The organism is Azospirillum sp. B2RO_4 (genome assembly GCF_051124815.1).
In the GTDB taxonomy this organism is placed as follows: Bacteria; Pseudomonadota; Alphaproteobacteria; order Azospirillales; family Azospirillaceae; genus Azospirillum.
Map to the genome: position 1 here is coordinate 2,320,981 of NZ_CP118485.1, position 21,619 is coordinate 2,342,599.

Genomic DNA, 21,619 nt, shown 5'->3' on the forward strand with positions numbered 1-21,619 from the left:
CACGACGACGATGAAACGCCCGGATCGCACTGGTCCGGGCGTTTATTCATTTTGCGGCCATCATTGCATGGCGGAGCACTTGACGCTGTACGTACAGCGTATCAAAATGAGGCAGCATGAAGTCGATTGGCGGGCACCATGGCGATCCGTTCGTATCGTGACAGAACGACCGCCGATCTTCACGAAGGATTTGTCGTTCCCCGCTGGAAGAACATCGAACGGGCTGCACGGCGCAAACTCGCCATATTGGATGCGGCACCGTCCCTGAATGCTTTGCGGGTGCCGCCTGGCAATCATTTGGAAGAGTTGAAGGGCAACCGCAAAGGTCAGCACTCGATCCGTATCAACGATCAATGGCGATTATGCTTCGTCTGGCGCGACGGCGACGCCCACGACGTTGAAATCTGCGACTACCACTGACCGGCTTTCCCGATGGAGACCGTCCGATGACAGAACAACTCCCCCCCATCACCCCCGGCGAAATCCTTTTGGAAGAATTCATGGTTCCGCACGGGTTGAGCGCAAACCGGCTGGCCCGCGACCTCGACGTCCCGGCCAACCGGATCAGCGAAATCGTGGCCGGCCGCCGGTCGGTATCGGCAGACACGGCCCTGCGGCTCGGCACCTATTTCGGCATCGAGCCGGAGTTCTGGATGAACCTGCAATCGCAATATGATCTGCGTGTCGCCCGCCGGACGGGAGAGGCGGCGATCAAGGAACGTGTGCGCCCACTGAACGCCGCCTGACCTCCCCTCAAGCCCCCTCGTACCGCACCACCTGCTGGTCGATGGCGCCGAACACGCTGGCTCCGTCCTTGTCGAACAGCTCGATCCGCACGCGGTCGCCGAAGCGCATGAAGGGGGTTTTCGGCGCGCCGTGCTCGATGGACTCGATCATCCGCAGCTCGGCGAGGCAGGAATAGCCGACGCCGCCGGCCGCGACCGGCTTGCCGGGGCCGCCGTCCAGCTTGTTCGACACGGTGCCCGAACCGATGATGCTGCCGGCCGCCAGATGGCGGGTCTTGGCGGCGTGCGCGATCAGCGTCGGGAAGTCGAAGGTCATGTCGACCCCGGCATCCGGCTTGCCGAAAGCCTCGCCGTTCAGCGTCGTCACCAGCGGCCGGTGCAGCTTGCCGCCGTCCCAGGCGTCGCCAAGCTCGTCCGGCGTCACCGCGACGGGGGAGAAGCTGGAGGCCGGCTTGGACTGGAAGAAACCGAAGCCCTTGCCCAGCTCCGCCGGGATCAGGTTGCGCAAGGACACGTCGTTGACCAGCATCAGCAGCCGGATGTGGCCGCTCGCCGCCTCGGCCGAAACGCCCATCGGCACGTCGCCGGTGATGACGGCGATCTCCGCCTCGAAGTCGATGCCCCAGGCCTCGGTCGCCGCCGGGATCGGGTCGGTCGGCGCCAGGAAGCTGTCGGAACAGCCCTGATACATCAGCGGATCGGTCCAGAAGCTGGGCGGCATCTCCGCCCCGCGCGCCTTGCGGACCAGTTCCACATGGTTGACATAGGCCGATCCGTCCGCCCACTGGTAAGCGCGCGGCAGCGGCGAGGCCGCTTCGGCCGGGTCGAAGGGCCGGCCGGCCGCCGGATCGGCGTTCAGCGCGCGATAGGCCTCCTCCAGCTTCAGCGCCAGCGCCGTCCAGTCGTCCAGCGCCGCCTGCAGCGTGCGGGCGATCTCCGGCACCGGGGTGGCGCGGGTCAGGTCGCGCGACACCACGACCAGGGTGCCGTCGCGTCCGCCCGCCTTCAAACTTGCCAGCTTCATTCGTCTCTTCCCTTCCTGAAATTTCAGCGTACGGCAGCCTTGACCCTTGTTTCCGGGTGGGCGCTCATTTCGCCTTCCAGCTGTCGGCGTAGCCGCCCCATTCGACGCCTTCCATCGCCTGATAGACGTCCAGCGGATCGCGGGTGTCGATCATCACCGCGACCTCGTCGGTCTCCTTGCGCTCGAACTTCTGCGCCACCTCGTAGGCCTTCGGATGCGGCCCGTGCGGGAAACCCGAGGGGTGGTAGGTGACCATGCCCGGATGGATGTTGTCGCGCGAGAAGAACTGGCCGCGGTGATAGAACAGCACCTCGTCGAAATCCTCGTTGGAGTGATAATAGGGCAGCTTCAGCGCCTCCGGGTCCGATTCGATGGGCCGCGGCACGAAGGTGCAGATGATGAAGCGTCCCGCGATCCAGGTGCTGTGCGCCGAGGGCGGCAGGTGATAGCGGTGGCTCATCAGCGGCCGGATGTCGCGCCAGTTCAGCCGCACCGGGGCCAGGTCGCCATGCCAGCCCACCGCATCCAGCGGGTTGAACGGATAGGTCATGGCGCAGATCTGCCCGCGCTTCCTGACCCGGACCAGCGTCTCGCGCTCGTTCTTCTGCGCCTGGAAGGCATCGTCCAGCGCCGGGACGTCCAGCACCGCCGGATCGAAGATGGCGTGGGTGCCGACCAGCCCCTTGTGCGGCAGCTTGTAGGCGTCGTTGGTGGCCTCCACCATCAGCACCATCACCGCCTCGTCAGTCTCCAGCCGCCAGCAGGTGTTGCGCGGCAGCACGACATAGTCGCCCTCATGCACCTCCAGATGGCCGTAGTCGCAGAAGAGGTGGCCGCCGCCCTGGTGGAAGAACAGCAGGTCGTCGCCGTCGGCGTTGCGGACCAGATGGTCCATCTTGCCCTTGAAGCGCCACAGCCGCACCTGGGTCGCCCCGTTGCCCATCAGGGCCGGCGCCTCCAGCGGGCAGCCGGGCATGGTATCGACATGGTTCAGGTCGAAGGCGCGCGGGCGCAGCGGGCCGTCGAAGCTGGTCCAGCCGGTCGGCGGGTGGGCATGGTGCATCTGGGTCGCCGGGCCGAAGAAGCCCTCGCGCCCCATCTCGCGCTCGTAGGTGCCGGCGGGGAGCCGGACATGGGCCTGACGCGACGCGGTGCCTTCGACCTTCGGAAACGAAATCCAGTTCTTCATGGCGCTTCCCCCTGACTGCCGCTGGCCCCGTCCGCGACGGCAACCGGCAGGCTTGTTCCGTTGCCGCCATTTTAGTTTCGTTTGAAACTGTTGCAAGAGCCAAATTCCGGCGCAGGATGGGATCCTCCGCGATTCCTCCTACAGACGACGACAGCCGATGCCGCCCGCCCGCCGCTCCAGCACCGCATCTTCGAAATCCGCTGCCGCGCCGGCCGACATCCCGGCGCTGCACCTGACGCGCTTCCTGCCCTACCGGCTGTCGGTGCTGGCGAATACCGTCAGCCACACGCTGGCCAAGCTGTACGAGAAGCGGTTCGGCATCACGATCCCGGAATGGCGGATCATCGCCGTGCTGGGCGGCGGCGAGACGATGAGCGCGGGAGAGATCGCGCAGCGCACCGCGATGGACAAGGTGCAGGTCAGCCGCGCCATCAGCCGCATGCTCGACTCGGCGCTGATCCTGCGCGAATCGGGGGACACCGACCGGCGCAAGGCCCTGCTGACCCTGACGCCCAAGGCCCTGGCGATCTATGCGGAGATCGTGCCGATGGCCCTGACCTACGAGGAAGAGGTCACCGACGCCCTGTCGATCGACGAGCGGGCGCAGCTCGACACCCTGCTGTCGAAGCTGCAGGCCCGCGCCGACCAGCTCGCCACCCGCCCGGCGCCGGTGGGCGCGCAGACGGAGCCGGTGGAGGAGTAGAGGGAGGAGGCCCCCTCAGCCTCCCTTCACCTTGTGCAGCGGCTGGCTTGTCCCGGCATCGACGCGACCGCGGCCGGGCTCCTCCGCCTCCAGGGGGGCGCAGGCGACCATGGTGGCGAGCGAGCGGCGGGCGAGGCGCTGGTATTCCTCCGTGCCTTCCGACTTCCACGCGACCTCGTCCGGCCGCAGCTCGCGCATCACCTTGGCCGGCAGGCCGGCGACCAGCGTGCGCGGCGGCACGACGAAGCCGGCCTTGACGAAGGCCATGGCGGCGACGATCGACTCCTCGCCGATCTCCGCCCCGTCCATCACCACCACATTCATCCCGACCAGCGCGTTGCGGCGGACGATGCAGCCGTGCAGCACGGCGCCATGGCCGACATGCCCGTCCTCCTCGACGATGGCGTCATGGCCGGGGAAGGCGTGGATCGTGCAGTTGTCCTGCACGTTGCTGCCCCGCTGCAGCACGATCCGGCCGAAATCGCCGCGCAGGCTGGCGCAGGGGCCGACATAGCACCCAGGCCCCACCACCACGTCGCCGATCAGCACGGCGGAGGGATGGACGAAGGCGGTCGGGTCGATGACCGGGATCACGCCGTCGATGGCGTAGACGGTCGGGCGCGGTAAGGTGGGGTTGGGCATTGTCGGGCGTTCCTCGGTGTCTCTGTCTGGGCTGTCTTTGGCCGGTCTTTTGCCGCGAGGCTACACCGCCGCACGCTGTACGCGATACTGATTTTCCGTCATAGTGAGCATGTCTGTATCGCTTCCCCCGCGGCTCCGCCGATGATGAAGCGAAGGCTTGATTGGTATCAAATGAAACTGTATCGTTGGCAACAATAACAAATCACCGCAAAGCCGGCTGCTCCGCGGCCGGGCCGCCAACGCGTCCTGTCATGGTTTCCGGGGGAGGAAACGCCCAATGCACGCGACTTTCAGCTATCCGAAATACAGCTTTGTCCCGTCGGAGGAACAGCGCACCGGCACCGTCCGGCGCCATCCGGTGGTGGTCATCGGCGCCGGCCCGGTCGGGCTGACCGCCGCGCTCGACTTCGCGCGCAAGGGCGTGCCGGTGGTGGTGCTCGACGCCGAGGACACCGTCAGCGTCGGCAGCCGCGCCGTCTGCTATGCCAAGCGCGCGCTGGAGGTGTGGGACCGGCTGGGCGTCGGCCAGCGCATGATCGACAAGGGCGTCGTGTGGAAGATCGGCAAGGTCTTCAACGGCGACCGCATGGTCTACCAGTTCGACCTGCTGCCGGAGCCGGACCACAAGATCCCCGCCTTCATCAACCTCCAGCAATATTACCTGGAGGATTTCCTGGTCACCGAAGCGCGGAAGCACGACCTGATCGACCTGCGCTGGCTCTCCCGCGTCATCTCCGCCAAGCAGGAGGCCGATCATGTCGTGCTTCAGGTCGAGACCCCCGACGGCGTCCATGCGGTGGAGGCCGATTGGGTCATCGCCTGCGACGGCGCCAAGTCGTCGGTGCGCAAGATGCTGGGGCTGGAATTCCAGGGCGAGGTGTTCAAGGACCGCTTCCTGATCGCCGACGTGGTGATGAAGGCCGATTTCCCGGCGGAACGCTGGTTCTGGTTCGACCCGCCCTTCCACCGCAAGCAGTCGGCCCTGCTGCACATGCAGCCCGACAATGTCTGGCGCCTGGACTTCCAGCTGGGTTGGGACGCCGATCCGGAGGAGGAGAAGAAGCCGGAGCGCGTCATCCCCCGCGTCCAGGCGATGCTGGGCGCCGACACGCCGTTCGAACTGGAATGGGTGTCAGTCTACACCTTCCAGTGCCGCCGGCTGGAGCGCTTCCGCCACGGCCGCATCCTGTTCGCCGGCGATTCGGCCCATCAGGTCTCGCCCTTCGGTGCCCGCGGCGCCAACAGCGGCGTGCCCGACGCCGACAATCTGGTGTGGAAGCTGGCGCTGGTGCTGGACGGCAAGGCGCCGGAGTCGCTGCTGGACAGCTACAGCGACGAACGGGTGGCGGCGGCCAGGGAGAACATCCTGAACTCCACCCGCTCCACCGACTTCATCACACCGAAGAGCGAGATGAGCCGCGTCTTCCGCGACGCCGTGCTGGAACTGGCGGTCGACCAGCCCTTCGCCCGCTCGCTGGTCAATTCCGGCCGGCTGTCCACCCCCACCACCTACACCGACAGCCCGCTGAACACGCCGGACAGCGATACCTTCGCCGGCCGGATGGTGCCCGGAGCACCCGCCACCGACGCGCCGGTGGAACGCGACGGCCATGCCGGCTGGCTGATGGAGGCGCTGGACGGCCGCTTCACCGTGCTCTACGCCGCGGGTGACGGGCCGGTTCCGGCCGAGGTGGCGGAGGCGCTGGACGGCCTCGCCGCCGGGCCGCTGCCGCTGGTCTGGCACGCGGTGACCGAGCGGCGCCGCGGCATCGCCGGCGAACTGGTGGACAGCGCCGGCCGCCTGCGCGAGCGCTACGACCTGACGCCGGGCAGCGTCTATCTGATCCGCCCGGACCAGCACATCGCCGCCCGCTGGCGCCGCTTCGACGCCGCCTCCCTGTCCGCCGCGCTCAACCGCGCCACCGGCCGCTGATCCCCCGATTTTCCGGAGTTGCCCCCATGGCCAAACTGATGACCGAGCAGCGTTTCGCCAGCCCGGACGACGTGTACCAACTGCTGATCGACAGCCACCGCGACCTGACTCCCGACCAGAGCACCCGCCTGAACGCCAAGCTGATCCTGCTGCTCGCCAACCATATCGGCGACGCTGAGGTTCTGGCCGACGCGCTGCGCGTGGCGCGGCAAGGGGTGGAGTAGGACAGCGTTGCCCCCTCCCTGCCCATGCTGACGCATGGGCCCCTTCCCTCCCCCGCCCTCGGCCGGCCAAAGGCCGGTCCGATCGCGGTAGAGGGAGTTGCGCGCAAGAGCGGCAGCAGTCCCCTCTCCCACCGAAGGTGGGGGAGGGTTAGGGAGGGGGCAATCGCAAGCGTGCACCTCCCTCCTGACGCCAAGCCAAAGTTGGCGTACAACAGCGCAGCCCCCCTTCCATCGCGAAGACTGCGCCGACCATGATCCTGCGCCGCCTGCTCCCCTTGCTGTTCATGCTGCTGTGCTGCGGCCCCGCCCTGGCGGAGGGGCTGACGCAGACGGCGCTGTCGATCCCCGCGCGCTTCCCCGACGGCAGCTCCGCCACGCTGGAGGCGATGCTGCTGCGGCCGGACGGCCCCGGCCCCTACCCCATCGTCCTGCTGAGCCACGGCACGCCGCGCAACCCGGCGGACCGGGCGCAGATGACGCCGTTGCGCTACCTGCCGGAAGCCCGTGAATTCGCGCGGCGCGGCTGGGCCGTGGTGGCGGTGATGCGGCGCGGCTATGGCGGATCGGACGGCCCATACAGCGAGACGACCGGCGCCTGCAGCAACCCCGACTACCTGCATTCCGCCCGCCAGAGCGCCGAGGACCTGCGTCAGGCCATCCGCTATGTCACGGCGCAACCCTTCGCCGACGCCAGCCGCATCGTCGCTGTCGGCGTCTCGGCCGGCGGACTTGCCAGCATCGCGCTCAGCGCCGACCCGCCGCCGGGACTGAAGGCCGCCATCAGCTTCGCCGGCGGCCGCGGCTCCGTCGCCGACAACGAGGTCTGCCAGGAGAACCGGCTGGTCGCCGCCTTCGGTACGCTGGGGCGCAGTTCGCGCGTTCCCACCCTGTGGATCTATGCCGAGAACGATCTGTTCTTCGGCCCCGACCTCGCCCGGCGCCTGTGGGAGGCCTATACTCATGAGGGCGGACGGGCGGAGTTCATCGCCGCCCCCGCCAACGGCAAAGACGGACACTCCTTCTTCAGCGCCGCCATCCCGCAATGGACGCCGATGGTCGACCGGTTCCTGGCGAAGAATGGGCTGGTGCTGCGCGACATGCCGATGGCGCTGACGCTGCCGGCGCTTCTCCCGCCGCCGGAGCTGTCCGCCGCCAACCGCGCCAAGTTCCCCGCCTATGTCGAGGCCGGCGGCAACAAGGCCTTCGCCGTGTCGCCCGACGGCGCCTATGGCTGGAAGTCCGGCATGCGCAGCCTGGACGAGGCGCAGAAGGGCGCGCTGGAGAATTGCGCGTCGCACACCCAGAAGGGCTGCCGCATCGCCTATCTCAACGACCGCCCGGCCGGCGCTGGCGCCGATGCCGCCGCCCCGGCGGAGGCGCCGCGCGGCACCCGCGTCAGCCTGGAGCCGCCGAAGGAGTTGTCGGCCTCCGGCCGCGACAAGTTCGGCGCCTATGTCGCGGCTTCCGGGCGCAAGGCCTTCGCGGTGTCTCAGGACGGCGCCTTCGGCTGGAAGGCCGGCATGCCCAGCGAGGATGCCGCCCGCCGCGCCGCGCTCGACAACTGCGCGAAATACACCCGCCACACCTGCTATGTCGTGATCGTCGACGACCGGCCGCTGCGGTGAGGAAGTTGAGGAGCCGGTTGCCCCCTCCCCGACCCTCCCCCGCTTTGCGGGAGAGGGAGTATGTCGAAGCGGCGGAGTTCCCTCTCCCGCGAAGCGGGGGAGGGTTAGGGAGGGGGCAAGGCACTGCCGCATTCAGCAAAGAAAAAAGGCCCGTCCGGCATCCCGGACGGGCCTTTTCCGCAACCTCGCCCCGCATCAGCGCGGAGCCAGCACCATGACCATCTGGCGGCCTTCGAGCTTCGGCATCTGCTCGACCTTCGCCAGCGCCTCCAGCTCGTCGCGGACGCGGACCAGCACATTCATACCCAGATCCTGGTGCGCCATTTCACGGCCGCGGAAGCGCAGGGTCACCTTGACCTTGTCACCTTCCTCGAGGAACCGGCGCGCCGAGCGCATCTTCACGTCATAGTCGTTGTCATCGATGTTCGGCCGGAGCTTGATCTCCTTGACCTCGATGATCTTCTGCTTCTTGCGGGCCTCGTTCGCCTTCTTCTGCGCCTCGTACTTGAACTTGCCATAGTCGAGGATTTTGCAGACAGGCGGTTCCGCCTGGGGAGCGATCTCGACCAGGTCAAGACCGGCATCCTCAGCGGCCAGCAAAGCATCACGCAACGACACCACCCCGATCATCTCGCCGTCTGCACCGACGAGACGAACGGAACGAGCCGAGATCTCCCGGTTAACCCGCGGGCCTTCGCGGGTCGGGGCGGCTTCGGACGGAATCCTGGCTATGGACGCTTCTCCATGGTCTTAAACCACGCGGAAGCCGGCCATCCAGAGGAGGGCCGGCGGCGTCGCGCAGTCGGTTAAAACGGCGAATCGGTCACGGTTTCGCCGGCAGGCGATCTCGCTTCCTCAACCAGTTTATTCACCGCCGCGTCGAGGGCAAGAATTTCCTGATCCTTGCCGCCCAGCACGCGGAGCGCGACCGTCCGTTCGTCCGCTTCCCGCTTTCCGACAACCAGCATCAGCGGCACCTTCTGCAGGCTGTGCTCGCGGACCTTCAGGTTGATCTTCTCGTTGCGGGTGTCGAGTTCGACGCGCAGGCCCTTGCGCTTCAACAGCTTGGCCACTTCCTCGGCATAGCCGTCGGCCTCGCTGGTGATGGTGGCGACGGTGACCTGCACCGGCGACAGCCACAGCGGGAACTTGCCGGCGTAATGCTCGATCAGCATGCCGATGAATCGCTCCATCGACCCCAGGATCGCCCGGTGCAGCATGATCGGCCGATGGCGGGCGCCATCCTCGCCGATGTAGCTGGCATCGAGTCGTTCCGGCAGGTTCGGATCGTACTGCAGCGTGCCGCACTGCCAGGTCCGGCCGATGGCGTCGGTCAGGTGGAATTCCACCTTCGGGCCGTAGAAGGCGCCCTCGCCCGGCAGTTCCTCATACTCCAGCCCGGCGTCGCGCAGCGCCTGGGCCAGCGCCCCTTCGGCGCGGTCCCACAGCTCGTCGGCGCCGGTGCGGACATCCGGACGCAGCGCCAGCTTCACCGAGATCTTGTCGAAGCCCAGGTCCTTGTAGACGCCGAGCTGCAGCTTGAAATACTCGGCCGCCTCGCTCTGAACCTGATCCTCGGTGCAGAAGATGTGGGCGTCGTCCTGGGTGAAGGCGCGGACGCGCATGATGCCGTGCAGCGCGCCCGACGGCTCGTTGCGGTGGCAGGCGCCGAACTCCGCCATGCGGATCGGCAGGTCGCGGTAGGAGCGCAGGCCGTGGCGGAAGATCTGGACATGGCCGGGGCAGTTCATCGGCTTGATGCCCAGCAGCTTCTCGCCGCCGTCGGCCTCCACCTTGAACATGTTGTCGCCATACATGTCCCAGTGGCCCGACGCCTTGAACAGCGAGCTGTCGATCAGCTGCGGCGTCTTGACCTCGACATAGCCGGCGGCCTTCAGCTTGGTGCGGATGTAGGTTTCCAGCGTCTGGTAGAGCGTCCAGCCCTTCGGATGCCAGAAGACCGAGCCGACCGCCTCTTCCTGCACATGGAACAGGTCCAGTTCCTTGCCCAGCTTGCGGTGGTCGCGCTTCTCCGCCTCCTCGATCTGGTGCAGGTAGGCCTTCAGCTCCTTCTCGTCGCGCCAGGCGGTGCCGTAGATGCGCTGGAGCATGGGGTTGCGGCTGTCGCCGCGCCAATAGGCGCCGGCCACCTTCATCAGCTTGAAGCCCTGCCCGACCTTGCCCGTGGTCATGGCGTGCGGCCCGCGGCACAGATCCAGCCAGTCGCCCTGGCGGTAGATCGACACCGGCTCGGCCTGCGGGATCGCCTCGATCAGCTCGGCCTTGTAATGCTCGCCGAGCTTCTTGAAGTAGGCGACCGCCTCGTCGCGGTCCCAGACCTCGCGCACGATCGGGATGTCGGCCCCGACGATCTCGCGCATCTTCGCCTCGATCTTCTCCAGATCCTCGGGCGTGAACGGCTCGTCACGCGCGAAGTCATAGTAGAAGCCGGTGGCGATCGACGGACCGATCGTGACCTGCGTGCCGGGATAGAGCTTCTGCACCGCATCGGCCAGCACATGGGCGGCGTCGTGGCGGATGACCTCGAGAGCGTCGGCGTGGTTGCGCGTGACGATCTCGATCTTGGCGTTGGTGGTAACGGTGGTGGTGAGGTCCTTCACCGTGCCGTCGATCTTGACGGCAAGCGCATCTTTGGCCAGGCGCGAACCGATGGACTGGGCAATCTCAAGCCCCGTCACCGGCCGGTCGAACTCCCGCACGCTGCCGTCGGGCAGCGTGATGGCGATGTTGGACGTCACCGAAGTCACCATTTCACTAGTGTTGGTCTCACCCGCATCGGGTGCCCGGACTTGGCCGGGAACGCGAAATTTCCATCGCCGCGTGGGGGAATGTCAAGCGCGGTGGCGGAAATCAAGGGGAAAGGACCGGTACGGTGAGACTTCCCTGCACCGCAAGATGTTGCTGCGCAGGCCCCCTCCCCAACCCTCCCCCGCGTTCCGCGGGAGAGGGGGCCTTATGCGAATCGGCGGCAGTCCCCTCCACCGCCGGAGGCGGGGGAGGGTTAGGGAGGGGGCAAACCGCTTCGCCTCATTCACTCACTCCGGCTTCCGGCTCAGCCTCGGTTCGCCGAACAGGTAGCCCTGGCCGAAGTCAAAGCCGGTGTCGAGCACCTCGACCAGTTGGTTTTCCGTCTCGATCTTCTCGACGATCAGGTCGATGCCCTCGGCGGCGCAGCGGTGGCGCAGCTCGCGGATGCGCGCGGCATTGGCGGGGTCGAGCACCAGGGCGCGGTCCAGCTTGATGCAGCGGAACTCGTGGCGCAGCAGCCGGTCCAGGTCGATGGCGAGGTCCGTCACCTGATCCATCGAGAAGCGGAAGCCCAGCCGCGCCAGCTGCGACAGGATGCCCATCGTCACCGCCCCGCCGACGCGCAGGTCGTGCTGGCTCAACTCGAACACCAGCTTCGGCACCAGGGCGTGGTTCTGCGCCATCATGTTCAGGAACTGGCGCATGAACTCCGCGTCGGCCAGTGTCGCGGCGGAGATGTTGGCGAAGAAGCCGATGGCGTGCTGGCGCCGCTCCGTCTCGCGGATCAGCTGGACGCAGCGGACCAGCAGCAGGTTGTCGATGGTGGCGATCAGCCCCTCGCGCTCGGCGATGTCCAAATAGCGGTCGGGCATGATCTGCTGCCCGTCGGCGGCCCGCACCCGAGAGAACACCTCGTAGAAGCGGTGCTTGCGCTGGGGCAGGCTGACGATGGGCTGGAGATAGACGTCGATGCGGTCGGCCTTCAGCGCATCGCGCACCGCCTCCAGCACCGCGGCGTCGTCCATCGGCACCGGCGCCGGGGCGGCCTGAGACGTAGCGGACGGTGCGGGACGGCGCTCGGCGCTGGCGGCCGGCGGCCGGGGGGCGCGCCGTTCGGTCAGGCGGGCGACCAGCGACTGCAGAAGCCTCACCTCCTGCATCACCGCGTCGTAACGGGTGCCAGACTCGGGCTGGGTGCCGGGATCGGCGGCGAGCCGCTGCTCCAGCAGATGGGCCAGCTCCTCCACCCGGTCGTTCAGGCGGGCGATGCGGCGGGCGGCCTTGCGTTCTCGCTCCAGCCGCGTCACCACCTCATGGACCAGGGCGCCGGCCAGCACCACCAGCGCGCCGGCCAGCCACGCCACCAGCGGGTCGGCTTCCGGGCGCAGCGCCCACAGCGCCGCACCGGCCGAAACCCCGGCGATCAGATAGGCCAGCGCATAGACGAGGTGCGTCAGCAGGGTCATCGCGGGAACCAGGATGAAGGGAACGGCCGCGGATGAGGCGGCGGTTCCGGGGCGGAGGTCGGCGGTCAGGGCCTTCACGGGTGCGCAGCCTCCGGCAGGAGTATGACACTGAACCGCGCGGGCGTCCCAACCCTGGGACCCACTGTCGGGACACCCGCTTGACGATCCGTTAATGCTACGCCCCTGCTCGCCGCATCCTGCGCGGCCTCACGTGGAGATCCCTCAGCGGTGATCCGCCCCCACCGCCTCGGCGACGGAGCGGAAGCCGTCGCGGCGCAGCAGTTCCGCCAGTTCGCGGCGGATGCGGTGGACCACCGCCGGCCCGGCATAGACCATCGCCGAATAGAGCTGCACCAGCGACGCGCCGGCACGGATCTTGGCATAGGCGTGCTCGCCCGTCGCCACGCCGCCCACCCCGACGATCGGCAGCTTGCCGCCGGTCAGCGCGTAGATCTCGCGCAGGACGGAGGTCGAGGGCTCGAACAGCGGTGCGCCGGACAGGCCGCCGGCCTCGCTGCGCATCGCCGCCGGGATGGTGTCGGGCCGGGCGATGGTGGTGTTGGAGACGATCAGCCCGTCGATGCCGGACTCCAGCGCCACCGCGGCGATGTCGCTCTTGTCCTCCACCGTCAGGTCGGGGGCGATCTTCAGCAGCAGCGGCGGGTTGCGGCTCAGGCCGCAGGATGCCCGCGCCTCCAGCACCCGCTCCAGCAGGGCGCGCAGCGGGTCGCGGCCCTGCAGCGCGCGCAGCCCCGGCGTGTTGGGGGAGGAGACGTTGACGACCAGATAATCGGCCAGCGGCGCCAGACGGCGCACGCCGATCACGTAATCGTCGGCGGCGTCGGCCGTGTCCTTGTTCTTGCCCAGGTTGGCGCCGACGATGCCGGGCGCACGCTTGGCCTTCTCGCGGCGCTGCTCCAGCCGCCCGGCAAAGGCCTCCAGCCCCTCGTTGTTGAAGCCCATGCGGTTGATGACCGCGCGCTGCTCCACCAGCCTGAACAGGCGGGGGCGCGGGTTGCCGGGCTGGGGCCGCGGGGTGACGCTGCCGGGTTCGACGAAGCCGAAGCCCTGGTTCAGCATGGCGTCGACCACCTCGGCATTCTTGTCGAAGCCGGCGGCCAGCCCGACCGGGTTGGTGAAGTCCAGCCCCCAGACGCGGGTGTGCAGAGCCGGTTCGTTCCTGCCGCGGGCCGGCGGGACCAGCCCGCTCTTCAGCATTTTGATGGTCAGGCCATGCGCGGTCTCAGGGTCGAAGCGGAACAGCAGCGGCCCGGCAAGCGGATAGAGGTCGATCACGGAACGAGGTCCTGAAGGGTGAAGGGAAAGCCGGCCGGGAAGACATGGCGCCCGTCCGGCCCCAGCGGCAGCGGATCGACGCGCAGCACGGCATCCACCGGCAGCGGCCCGTAGAGATGCGGGAACAGCTGTCCGCCGCGCGACGGCTCCCAGCGCAGGGCGTCGCCCAGCCGGCCGGCGTCCACCGTCAGCAGCAGCAGGCCGTCCTGGCCGGCGCGGTGCTTGGCGGCGCTCTCCACCACCTGCGCGGCGGTCGAGAAATGGATGAAGCCGTCCTGGACATCCTGGGACGAGCCGGGATAGCGGCCAGCCGGGCGGGCGGCGTCCCACTCGTCCGCGCGGCACATGTGATGGATGATGCGGTCGGTCATGAGGGTGGGACACTAACGCAACACGCGGCCACCGGCCAGAGACCTCGAAGCCGCAGCTTCGCCGCGCCTTTGACGCGCACCGCTCTGCTCACCGCAGCACAACGCAAGATCGACTCCCCGAATGCAATTCCGCACGCTTCGCGCGTTGCATTTTGCAAAGCACACTCGAAACTATTCGGCATTTTGCGGGTATTTTTGAAATTCGACGGCGCCCGTCTCCGCCGGATCGGCCGCTTCGCCCCCTCAACCTCCGCGATTCCCTGACTTCAGGCCGTTCGCAGCGGTTGGCATCGCTTTTGCTGTGACGGTCCCAAGTCAACGGAGGAACCGCCATGAACGCGATTGCCATGACCCTGATTAAGAAGAGCCAGCCCTGCGACGCCGATCTGGGCGCCTCGATCACCGCCATGGGCGCGCTGTGCGAACCGGGTCAGACCGCGGTCCCGCTGAAGCCGAGCGCCACCATGCTGGCCGCCGGCGCGCGGGCCGGCGGCGTGTCGGTCGAGGTCGCCTGGAAGATCTACCAGGCGATGATCCACCACGCCGACTGAGCCGGCCCGCCCGGTCAAGATCCCGGTCCAGATCAAGGCCCCCGGTCAGCGCCGCCCGCCCTCGAACGGCATGAAGCCCGAATCGAGCTTGGTCTCGATCCGCAGCAGATGGTCGGTCAGGCGCTGTTCGACGTCCTTGAGCGTCGCGAAGGAGACATAGGTCTTCGCGACCTCCAGCTTGTATGCGGCAAGGCTCTCGCGCACCTGCGCCTGGGCCTCCTCGGCGCGGGTCCGCAGATCGTCCAGCGCGCTGTCGGCATCCTTGCGCACCCGCGCGATCAGCCAGAACAGCCCGCCCATCGCCGGCAACTCGACGGCGGTGATCCACCAGGCGAGATCCAGTCCTCCGGTCAGGGCATCATGCATCGGGGTCTCCTGTCGTAAGGTGGGGAAGATGGAAAGGGCCGCTCTGTCGAAGGCATGCAATCGAAGCCAAATCCGCACCTGATTGGCCGTCATCCCCGCGAAGGCGGGGATCCAGTCGTCCGATCCAAGCGGCTGTTTCGGCTGGATTCCCGCCTTCGCGGGAATGACCGTCGCGAGTGCGGAGCAACGGCTCCGGTAGATGCGGTCGTGCCGGTCCCGACTGCCACCTTCAAAGCTCCCAATCCGCCTCCACCATCACCGCGCCCGCACCGCGCCAGTCGGCGCGGCGCTCTGCCGGGGCGGTGCTGCGGTCGAAGCGGTAGGGTTCGGCGCCCAGGCAGCCGGCCACCGCGTCCAGCCCGTCGTCGGGACCGCGATAGCGGCCGTCGGGGCGCCAGTCGCGCATCTCGCGGATCAGCGGCGTTTGCCAGACCTGCCGATGGGCCAGCAGGCGTCGGTCGGCCAGCAGCGCGTCGAAGGCTTCCAAGATGCGCCGGACCTTGGGAGTGCGGCTGTTCTGCTCGACCACCCCGGCGGCCAGCCGATCGTTGCGCAGCCGTTTGCGCAGCAGTCCGGGCAGGAAACGGCCAAGGCCGTTGATCTCGATGTGGACCGCCGGCAAATGGTTGTCGGCCAGGAAGCGGGAGACCAGCCGGCATTGCTGGTCGGCCTCCGTCTCCTCCGCCTTGGGATCGACGGCCAGATACAGCACCCGGTGCAGGTAGAAGCGCTCGTTCTCCCCGGCGAAGACCGCGGCGACCACGCTGCCGTCGCCACCCCGGCTCCTGCCGCCCCCCTCCCCCGCCGGCCGGGCGAAGGCCGGGTCCCACCAGCAGGTGGCTGACACCAGCTTCACCCCGTCCAGAGTCAGCACCGCGCGGCCCAGCGCCTCGCGATACTCCAGCTCCGCGTCGTAGCGGCCGAGATTGTCGACATTCAGCACCCCGTCGGTGATGCTGACCGGGCGCAGCAGCATCTGGCTGGTGAATTTGTTGGGGCCGGTGGATTTGCGGATGCGGGCGACATGCGCCTCGCCGAAGCGCTCCTTCCAGGTGTAGCTGCGGCGGCCCTGCTCATCCTCGGTGTAGACCGGCAGGACCAGCCGCTCGAACCCGTCCAGGAAGGGCGGACTGCCGTCGTCGGTCTCCTCGGCATAGAGGCTGTCCTGCGCATGGGGCGTGCCGACATAGAGCTGCGTCCCACCCGGCACCAGCACATACTCCAGCTCCGACAGACGCTCGCGCAATGCTGCGCGCTTCACCGCGGTGTCGGCGTTGCGCGGCACCTCGACATCGTCGCAGATCACCACGTCGGCGCGGCTGCCGGTGATGTTGCCGCCGATGCCCGCCGCCGCCATCGACGGGTCGCGCAGTTCCATCGGCCGTACCACGGTGAAGCGGTCGGCCGCCCATTGGTCGCGCACCGATGTCGGCGGTTTCAGATGGCTGCAATCGGGATGGCGTTCCAGGATGCGCTTGACGTTGCGCACCATCTTCATCGCCAGCTTCAGGTCGGCGGCCAGCACCAGCAGCCGGCGGTTGGGGTCGCGCAGCAGCAGCCAGGCCGCGAACAGCCCGACCAGCGTCGACTTGCCCGAGCCGCGGAAGGCCATCAGCAGCATGCGCCGGTTCGGCCCGGCCATATGCTCCTCCAGCCAGCCGGCCATCCGCGCATGATGGGCGGGCGTCTTCAGCTCCACCATGGCGTTCCAGCCCTGGACGAAGGCGCAGAAGCCGTCCTCGTCCTTCCCCGTCATGGATTCCGCCCCAGGATGTGCCAGCCGGCGCCGTTCGACATCACCGTCACCGCATGACCCTGCGCGGTCAGCGCGATGGCCTCGCTGTCCGGCCCGCCACCGCCGGCCTGGGTGACGGTGACGCGGTTGCCGCCGGTGTCGGACTTCTTGACGGTGACCGTCCGCCCGACCGCATGCGGGGCCGACGGCACCGGCAACCGCACCTCCACCGCCCCGCTCCAGGCGCTGACCAGATAGAGCTGCTGGTTCAGATCCGGCTCGAACAGGCCGGGAGCCTCGTGATAGTGGGCATTGCCGGGCTGGCTGTTGCCGGCGACGATCCACCAGCCGGCGCCGTTCGACACCAGCGTGACGAAATCGTACCGGTTGCCGAGCGACAGCGTCCGCCCGTCCGGTCCCGGCCCGCCGATCTCCGTCACCGTCAGTGGATTGACCGACGCATCGGTGCGCTTGATCGTCACCGCATGGCCGTTGGCGTCCCCGGCCTCGGGTAGCCGCAACTCCACGGCCCCGCCATAGGCGCTGACCAGATAGACCGAACTGCTCAGGTCCAGCGCCACCACCCCGCCCGCGGCCGGCTCCACATACTCGGTGTCATAGCGCAGCGCTTCGACCACCAGTTCGGTGACGCGGCTGCGCTGAAGCCGGTTCTTCTCCGGATAGCCGGCATTGACCGCCGTATATTGCCCGCCCGACCGGTCGAGGATCGCCGGCCCGGCGGCGGCGGAGAACAGGTTGACGACCGCCGTCTCGACCGACCCGGCATCGATTTGCAAGTTCGGCAACGCCCCCAGAGACTCGGCGTAGAAATTCACGATCAGCGTCTTGTCGGTGACGGCGCCGACGCGGAAACAGGCTTCCGCCTCCGGCCACAGATTGGCCTCGCAGTCGAAGAAGGCGTTGTTGAAGCGCCCCTGCTCGACGAAGAATCCGCAGCCGCTCATCGGCGCCGACAGCGAATAGACCCGCACGGCGTGGAAGCGGTTGGCGTTCGGCGTGTCGCCAGCCCCCGTCCGCGTCAGCCACACCCCATGGCGCGACGGCCGCGCCACCAGCACGCGGGCGATGTTGTTCCAATAGCAGGGCAGGTTCGGGTCGATGTAGCCGTCGAAGACCAGCCCCACCTCCGGCTCCCAGATCGTCAGGTCGGTCAGGCTGTTCTGCACGCAAGGCCCGTCGCGCCCGAACAGCCGCACCCCCACCTTTCCCTGTTCCAGCCGCAAGCCCGACAGGGTGGCGTAGCCGTCCGGCAGATGGATCAGGTCGAAGCCGTTGGACGCGCCGCGGATCACCGACGCCTGCCCCACCCCGTACAGCGTCCGCCCATGGCCGAGCGTCAGCGTGTTGGCGATGCGGTAGGTCCCCGGCGGCACGAACACCGCGCGGGCCGAGGTCAGCGCCGCCTGCAGGGCCAGCGTGTCGTCGACCAGCCCGTCGCCCACCGCGCCGAAATCCTTCACCGATACGAGGTCGGCCAGCTTGTCGCGCACCGGCCGGGCGGTGGCCCCGGCCCCCGGCGGCACATAGGTCGCCAGCGCCTCCTCGTCCACCGGCGGGCGGATCGTGGGGTTGCCGGCGCTGTCGAAGGCCAGCAGCTTGCCCAGGCGCAGTTCCCGCTCCGGCAGCAGCGGCGAGGCCGGCAGGTCGCTGTCGCCAAAGCGCAGCATCAGTTCCTGGTCGCCCGCCACCTGCTGGAGCATCGCCGTCAGCCGGTCCAGTTCGCCATTGAGGGCCGAGGCCGGCAGCGGCCCGCTCTCGCCGAAATCGCTGCGCCGTTCGATGGGAAGCCGGCGGCGCAGCAGCACCAGTGTTCCCTCCGCCGGCGCCGTTGCGAAGGTCACCGCCCCGCCGGCGCTGGCACCGGCCCCGCCGACGGCGTAACCGGTGCTCTGCAGCGCGGCGCCCAGGAAGACCTGCAGATCCTCGTCGGTGAAGATCGGGAACGGGTAGGTGAAGACCCGCTGCATGCCGTCGGCGAGATACTGCACGCGCGGGGTCCCGCGCGGGATGAGAAGCGACGTGGACATCGGGAACTCCAAAAGAAAAACGCCCTCTCCCTGGGCGGGCTACGGCATTCCCACGTCTCCAGACGTTGGTAGGTTTCTGCAGGCCCGGAAATTCTGCGTCATCCCCGCGAAGGCGGGGATCCAGGAAACTCCGCAATCAAGCGGCTGAAACGACTGGATTCCCGCCTTCGCGGGAATGACGGCCGAAAGAATGCCGGAGTTGGAGAGAGAGGAGGGAGCCGTTCCTCAAAAGAACTTGCTCATGTATTCCAGCCGCTGACGGTCGGCGAGTTGCGACAACTCCAGCAGGTTGCGGCGCTTGGCCTCGTCCAGGCTCTGCTGGATGGCGGCGCGCTTCAGCTGGTCGGTGGCCTGGGCGTCCTTGCGCTCGGTCTCGCTGGAGTTGGTCAACCCCAGCAGGATCGCCTCGCCGGAGCCGTCCTGCGCGGTCACCCCGCGCGCCCCCAGCCCGGCGCGGGTCTTGCTGACCGCCTGCCGCAATGCCGCCAGCCGCCGCTGTTCGGCGGCATCCGCCGCGGCGGTCAGTTGTGCCAGCTGGGTCTGCGCGTCGGTTTCCTTGGCGCGCACCGCCTCCTCCTGGCTGGCGCGCAGCTGGGCCAGCGTCTGTTCCTGGGACCCGCGGTAATCGTCCATCTCCTTGGCCCGCGCCGCCGCCGCGGCGGCAGCGGCGGCCTCATCCTTCTGGCGCTGCAACTCCTCCTCCCGTTGCCGCAACTCGGCGTCGTGGCTCCACTGGCGGGCCTGCGCCTCCGCCTCCAGTTGGGCCTGTTGCTGGCGGGCGGCGGCGGCGGCCTGGGCATTGCGTTCGGCCGCCGCCGCTTCCTCGCGGTATTTCTGCTCCAGCGCCGCCTGGGCGGCGGCAGCCTGCGCCGCATCCTGCTGGCGCTTGTATTCCAGTTCGGCAGCGGCTTGCTGGGCTGCGGCCTGTTGCGCGGCGGCGCTGGACTGGCCGGCGCCGGCGTTGCGCACGGTGCCGATGACGGAGTTCGCCAACGGCAGCGCCGTGGTCACGAGGGGAGCGATTCCACCCATCAGTCATTCACCTTCAGTTCCATGGTCACGGAAAGCAGCGTGAAAGGCAGCGGCGCATCCTGTTCGATGCGCCAAAGCGGGACATCGGTGTCATGGCGCCAGCCGAGCGCCCGCAGCCGGCGGTCGCCGGAAACGCGCGGCGGCACCCCGCCGGCCGGTTGCGGCCCCAGCCGGTGAAGCGGAAGTTCCTGCAACCCGCGTCCCAGATCGACGCGCAGCGCTGCCGTCTCCTCCAGCCGGAAGGTGACGGCAACCAGCCGGACGATGTCGGCCCCGGTCGCCTGCCCCAGCAGGTTGGGCGGCAGCGGCTCGATCCGGTGGGTGTAGGGCAACCCGATCTCCACCTTGCGCGCCGGCGGATCGAGCGTGACGCTGCCGGCCTGCACCATGGCAGGGTTGCGGATCACCCCGTCTGCGACGATGGCGACCGTCCGCCCCTCCAGATGCGCCAGCCCGCCCCAGACGGCGGTTGCCTCACCCCGTTCGCCGGTGATCGCGGCGTCGAGGTTCAACGCGTCGTCGAACCGCTCCACGGTCCAGACGCCGCGCCGCTCCACCAGCGCATAGACCTCGTCCCCCACCGCGGCGACGGAGCGCACCGCCCCGTCGGTCTCAAGCAGGGTCCAGGCGGTGACCGTCTCCGCCCGGTAGGCGGTCAGCGCCCCCAGCGTGCCGTCCTCCATCGCCACGAACAGCAGCCGGCGGTTCTGGTCGTAGTCCTGGTCGCGCGGGCTGGCCACCAGATGGCGAGCGAGCAACGCCAGATCGTTGGCCTGATAGGCCGCCTCGGTGTCGGTGTAGAGGAACTCGCGGATTTCGCGCCGGTTGCGCGGCACGAACAGCGTCGCCCCCTCCACGTCGCGCGGCGGGATGGCGCGGTCCATCGGCGAGCCGATGCGCGTCTGCCGGTTGACCTGCATGCTCTGCGGGGTCAGCGGGTCGCCGGTCACCATATATTCGGCGCCGGAGGTGAAGACCTGCAGATGCCGGCCGGAGAAGACGGCGCGCACCGCATTGACCTGATCGGACAGGATGCCGAACTCGATGGCCTGATCGTCCAGCCCCTCGCCCAGGTCGAAGTTCCAGATCTGGGCGGAGCGCGACAGCCACAGCCGGTTGGGCAGATCGCGCGATCCGCCGATGACCAGCCGGTCCTGATGAAAGGCCGCCGACACCGGCCAGCCGCGCAATGCCGAAAAGGCCTGCTCCTCCCAACTCGTGGTCGGCTGGGTGTCGGCCAGCGTTTCCTTGACCGTGGCGTTGACCTGGGTAGCCGACACCACGCCGGTCACCAGCAGTTGCTTGCCATTGATGCGGATGCGGGTGCCGTCATGGCGCGGGTCGAACACCGGGGCCGATGCGGTGACGCTGATCGCCCCGCTGGTCCCCGACGGCGTCAGCGTCACCGCCGGATCGCCGAAGCGGTGAAAGGGCGTGCGCACCAGTTCCCCCTCCACCGCGAAGGCCCAGTCCGACAACGTCCATCCGCCGTCGTCGCCGCGCGTCAGCTTGCGCGGCGGCAGGTCGGGATGGCAGACCAGCAACGTGTCGGCGCTCTGCGTCCAGGTGATCTGCGCCAGTTGCGTCAACGTCCAGGGTGCGGCGACCGAGGCCAGCTTGGTCCCGCCCTGGAACACGTCGATCCAGCCGTCGGTGAAGACCAGCAGATAGGTCTGCTCGGCGTTGCGCTCGAACGCCACCAGCCGGCCGTCGCCCCGCGCCAGCGCGGTGAAGGCAAGGCCGGAGCGCCGGGTCACCCCGCCGGTCGGATCGATGAACAGGTTGCGCAGCGCCAGCGCGCCGTTGTCGTAAGCCTTGAGGTCGCCGCGCCCGAGCAGGCGGCGCGAAACCTCGCCGGCGGTGAAGTTGGTCTTGACCTGATGCAGCCGTCCCATCACG

The 21,619-nt window shown here is 68.4% G+C and carries 20 protein-coding genes; 7 read left to right on the forward strand and 13 right to left on the reverse strand.

What is annotated here, in order from left to right; genetic code table 11:
• The first annotated feature begins 138 nt into the window (after positions 1-138).
• Together PWS46_RS11070 and PWS46_RS11075 are read left to right on the forward strand one after the other, a co-directional pair.
• Positions 139-420, forward strand: coding sequence for a type II toxin-antitoxin system RelE/ParE family toxin (locus PWS46_RS11070; protein ID WP_434614965.1), 282 nt, complete (start codon positions 139-141; stop codon positions 418-420).
• A gap of 26 nt (positions 421-446) precedes the next feature.
• Entirely contained in the window at positions 447-746 is a 300-nt protein-coding gene (locus PWS46_RS11075) for a HigA family addiction module antitoxin (RefSeq protein WP_434614968.1), read from the forward strand.
• 7 nt (positions 747-753) lie between these two features.
• Here the strand turns inward: PWS46_RS11075 and PWS46_RS11080 are convergent, their stop codons facing one another.
• Together PWS46_RS11080 and PWS46_RS11085 are read right to left on the reverse strand one after the other, a co-directional pair.
• Positions 754-1,770: a fumarylacetoacetate hydrolase family protein gene (locus PWS46_RS11080; protein ID WP_434614972.1), complete on the reverse strand. Its 1,017-nt coding sequence runs from the start codon at positions 1,768-1,770 to the stop codon at positions 754-756.
• A 64-nt stretch (positions 1,771-1,834) separates the two neighbouring features.
• Positions 1,835-2,959, reverse strand: coding sequence for a homogentisate 1,2-dioxygenase (locus tag PWS46_RS11085; RefSeq protein WP_434614974.1), 1,125 nt, complete (start codon positions 2,957-2,959; stop codon positions 1,835-1,837).
• 157 nt (positions 2,960-3,116) lie between these two features.
• Here PWS46_RS11085 and PWS46_RS11090 point away from each other — a divergent pair, with 157 nt between their 5' ends.
• Entirely contained in the window at positions 3,117-3,662 is a 546-nt protein-coding gene (locus PWS46_RS11090) for a MarR family winged helix-turn-helix transcriptional regulator (RefSeq protein WP_434614977.1), read from the forward strand.
• Between the two features lie 15 nt (positions 3,663-3,677).
• Here PWS46_RS11090 and PWS46_RS11095 read toward each other — a convergent pair whose 3' ends face one another.
• Positions 3,678-4,304, reverse strand: coding sequence for a transferase hexapeptide repeat family protein (locus tag PWS46_RS11095; protein ID WP_434614980.1), 627 nt, complete (start codon positions 4,302-4,304; stop codon positions 3,678-3,680).
• A gap of 277 nt (positions 4,305-4,581) precedes the next feature.
• Here PWS46_RS11095 and PWS46_RS11100 point away from each other — a divergent pair, with 277 nt between their 5' ends.
• From PWS46_RS11100 to PWS46_RS11110, 3 genes are all read left to right on the forward strand, one after another.
• Entirely contained in the window at positions 4,582-6,237 is a 1,656-nt protein-coding gene (locus tag PWS46_RS11100) for an FAD-dependent oxidoreductase (RefSeq protein ID WP_434614982.1), read from the forward strand.
• Between the two features lie 26 nt (positions 6,238-6,263).
• Positions 6,264-6,461 (forward strand): DUF2783 domain-containing protein, encoded by a 198-nt coding sequence (locus PWS46_RS11105; protein WP_434614985.1) that lies wholly within the window; start codon positions 6,264-6,266, stop codon positions 6,459-6,461.
• A gap of 251 nt (positions 6,462-6,712) precedes the next feature.
• Positions 6,713-8,086 (forward strand): CocE/NonD family hydrolase, encoded by a 1,374-nt coding sequence (locus PWS46_RS11110; protein ID WP_434614987.1) that lies wholly within the window; start codon positions 6,713-6,715, stop codon positions 8,084-8,086.
• Positions 8,087-8,281: 195 nt separating this feature from the next.
• Here the strand turns inward: PWS46_RS11110 and infC are convergent, their stop codons facing one another.
• The 5 genes from infC to PWS46_RS11135 all read right to left on the reverse strand — a co-directional run bounded on the left by infC (position 8,282) and on the right by PWS46_RS11135 (position 13,988).
• Positions 8,282-8,809, reverse strand: coding sequence for a translation initiation factor IF-3 (gene infC / locus PWS46_RS11115; RefSeq protein WP_085090744.1), 528 nt, complete (start codon positions 8,807-8,809; stop codon positions 8,282-8,284).
• Positions 8,810-8,892: 83 nt separating this feature from the next.
• A complete protein-coding gene (gene thrS, locus PWS46_RS11120) occupies positions 8,893-10,857 on the reverse strand; it encodes a threonine--tRNA ligase (protein WP_434614990.1) in 1,965 nt (654 codons plus the stop codon).
• Between the two features lie 285 nt (positions 10,858-11,142).
• On the reverse strand, positions 11,143-12,399 hold the full coding sequence (locus PWS46_RS11125) for an EAL domain-containing protein (protein WP_434614992.1): 1,257 nt from the start codon (positions 12,397-12,399) through the stop codon (positions 11,143-11,145).
• A gap of 144 nt (positions 12,400-12,543) precedes the next feature.
• Positions 12,544-13,617: a quinone-dependent dihydroorotate dehydrogenase gene (locus PWS46_RS11130; protein ID WP_434614995.1), complete on the reverse strand. Its 1,074-nt coding sequence runs from the start codon at positions 13,615-13,617 to the stop codon at positions 12,544-12,546.
• On the reverse strand, positions 13,614-13,988 hold the full coding sequence (locus PWS46_RS11135; protein WP_434614997.1) for a DUF952 domain-containing protein: 375 nt from the start codon (positions 13,986-13,988) through the stop codon (positions 13,614-13,616). The genes PWS46_RS11130 and PWS46_RS11135 overlap by 4 nt, the downstream gene beginning before the upstream one ends.
• Positions 13,989-14,320: 332 nt before the next feature.
• Between PWS46_RS11135 and PWS46_RS11140 the strand changes: the two genes are divergently transcribed.
• On the forward strand, positions 14,321-14,539 hold the full coding sequence (locus PWS46_RS11140) for a hypothetical protein (RefSeq protein WP_434615000.1): 219 nt from the start codon (positions 14,321-14,323) through the stop codon (positions 14,537-14,539).
• Positions 14,540-14,584: 45 nt separating this feature from the next.
• On the opposite strand, the gene PWS46_RS11145 is transcribed toward PWS46_RS11140, so the two are convergent.
• From PWS46_RS11145 to PWS46_RS11165, 5 genes are all read right to left on the reverse strand, one after another.
• Positions 14,585-14,905: a hypothetical protein gene (locus PWS46_RS11145; protein ID WP_295832432.1), complete on the reverse strand. Its 321-nt coding sequence runs from the start codon at positions 14,903-14,905 to the stop codon at positions 14,585-14,587.
• Between the two features lie 229 nt (positions 14,906-15,134).
• The gene (terL, locus tag PWS46_RS11150; protein WP_434615003.1) at positions 15,135-16,661 is read right to left on the reverse strand and encodes a phage terminase large subunit; all 1,527 of its coding nucleotides are present in this window, start codon (positions 16,659-16,661) and stop codon (positions 15,135-15,137) included.
• Positions 16,658-18,688 (reverse strand): glycosyl hydrolase family 28-related protein, encoded by a 2,031-nt coding sequence (locus PWS46_RS11155; RefSeq protein WP_434615006.1) that lies wholly within the window; start codon positions 18,686-18,688, stop codon positions 16,658-16,660. Before PWS46_RS11155 ends, terL begins: the two co-directional genes overlap by 4 nt.
• Positions 18,689-18,913: 225 nt before the next feature.
• Positions 18,914-19,720 (reverse strand): hypothetical protein, encoded by an 807-nt coding sequence (locus PWS46_RS11160; protein WP_434615009.1) that lies wholly within the window; start codon positions 19,718-19,720, stop codon positions 18,914-18,916.
• Positions 19,720-21,615, reverse strand: a complete 1,896-nt coding sequence (locus PWS46_RS11165) for a hypothetical protein (RefSeq protein ID WP_434615012.1) — start codon at positions 21,613-21,615, stop codon at positions 19,720-19,722. The genes PWS46_RS11160 and PWS46_RS11165 overlap by 1 nt, the downstream gene beginning before the upstream one ends.
• Positions 21,616-21,619 lie beyond the last annotated feature (4 nt).

Excerpts from the sequence above, each read along its gene's own strand:
- PWS46_RS11155 (WP_434615006.1), bottom strand. The coding sequence starts at position 18,688 with ATGTCCACGTCGCTTCTCATCCCGCGCGGGACCCCGCGCGTGCAGTAT.
- PWS46_RS11085 (WP_434614974.1), bottom strand. The coding sequence starts at position 2,959 with ATGAAGAACTGGATTTCGTTTCCGAAGGTCGAAGGCACCGCGTCGCGT.
- PWS46_RS11140 (WP_434615000.1), top strand. The coding sequence starts at position 14,321 with ATGAACGCGATTGCCATGACCCTGATTAAGAAGAGCCAGCCCTGCGAC.
- PWS46_RS11080 (WP_434614972.1), bottom strand. The coding sequence starts at position 1,770 with ATGAAGCTGGCAAGTTTGAAGGCGGGCGGACGCGACGGCACCCTGGTC.
- PWS46_RS11165 (WP_434615012.1), bottom strand. The coding sequence starts at position 21,615 with ATGGGACGGCTGCATCAGGTCAAGACCAACTTCACCGCCGGCGAGGTT.
- PWS46_RS11145 (WP_295832432.1), bottom strand. The coding sequence starts at position 14,905 with ATGCATGATGCCCTGACCGGAGGACTGGATCTCGCCTGGTGGATCACC.
- PWS46_RS11070 (WP_434614965.1), top strand. The coding sequence starts at position 139 with ATGGCGATCCGTTCGTATCGTGACAGAACGACCGCCGATCTTCACGAA.
- PWS46_RS11075 (WP_434614968.1), top strand. The coding sequence starts at position 447 with ATGACAGAACAACTCCCCCCCATCACCCCCGGCGAAATCCTTTTGGAA.
- PWS46_RS11135 (WP_434614997.1), bottom strand. The coding sequence starts at position 13,988 with ATGACCGACCGCATCATCCATCACATGTGCCGCGCGGACGAGTGGGAC.
- PWS46_RS11160 (WP_434615009.1), bottom strand. The coding sequence starts at position 19,720 with ATGGGTGGAATCGCTCCCCTCGTGACCACGGCGCTGCCGTTGGCGAAC.
- PWS46_RS11100 (WP_434614982.1), top strand. The coding sequence starts at position 4,582 with ATGCACGCGACTTTCAGCTATCCGAAATACAGCTTTGTCCCGTCGGAG.
- terL (WP_434615003.1), bottom strand. The coding sequence starts at position 16,661 with ATGACGGGGAAGGACGAGGACGGCTTCTGCGCCTTCGTCCAGGGCTGG.
- PWS46_RS11095 (WP_434614980.1), bottom strand. The coding sequence starts at position 4,304 with ATGCCCAACCCCACCTTACCGCGCCCGACCGTCTACGCCATCGACGGC.
- PWS46_RS11105 (WP_434614985.1), top strand. The coding sequence starts at position 6,264 with ATGGCCAAACTGATGACCGAGCAGCGTTTCGCCAGCCCGGACGACGTG.
- PWS46_RS11090 (WP_434614977.1), top strand. The coding sequence starts at position 3,117 with ATGCCGCCCGCCCGCCGCTCCAGCACCGCATCTTCGAAATCCGCTGCC.
- thrS (WP_434614990.1), bottom strand. The coding sequence starts at position 10,857 with ATGGTGACTTCGGTGACGTCCAACATCGCCATCACGCTGCCCGACGGC.
- PWS46_RS11110 (WP_434614987.1), top strand. The coding sequence starts at position 6,713 with ATGATCCTGCGCCGCCTGCTCCCCTTGCTGTTCATGCTGCTGTGCTGC.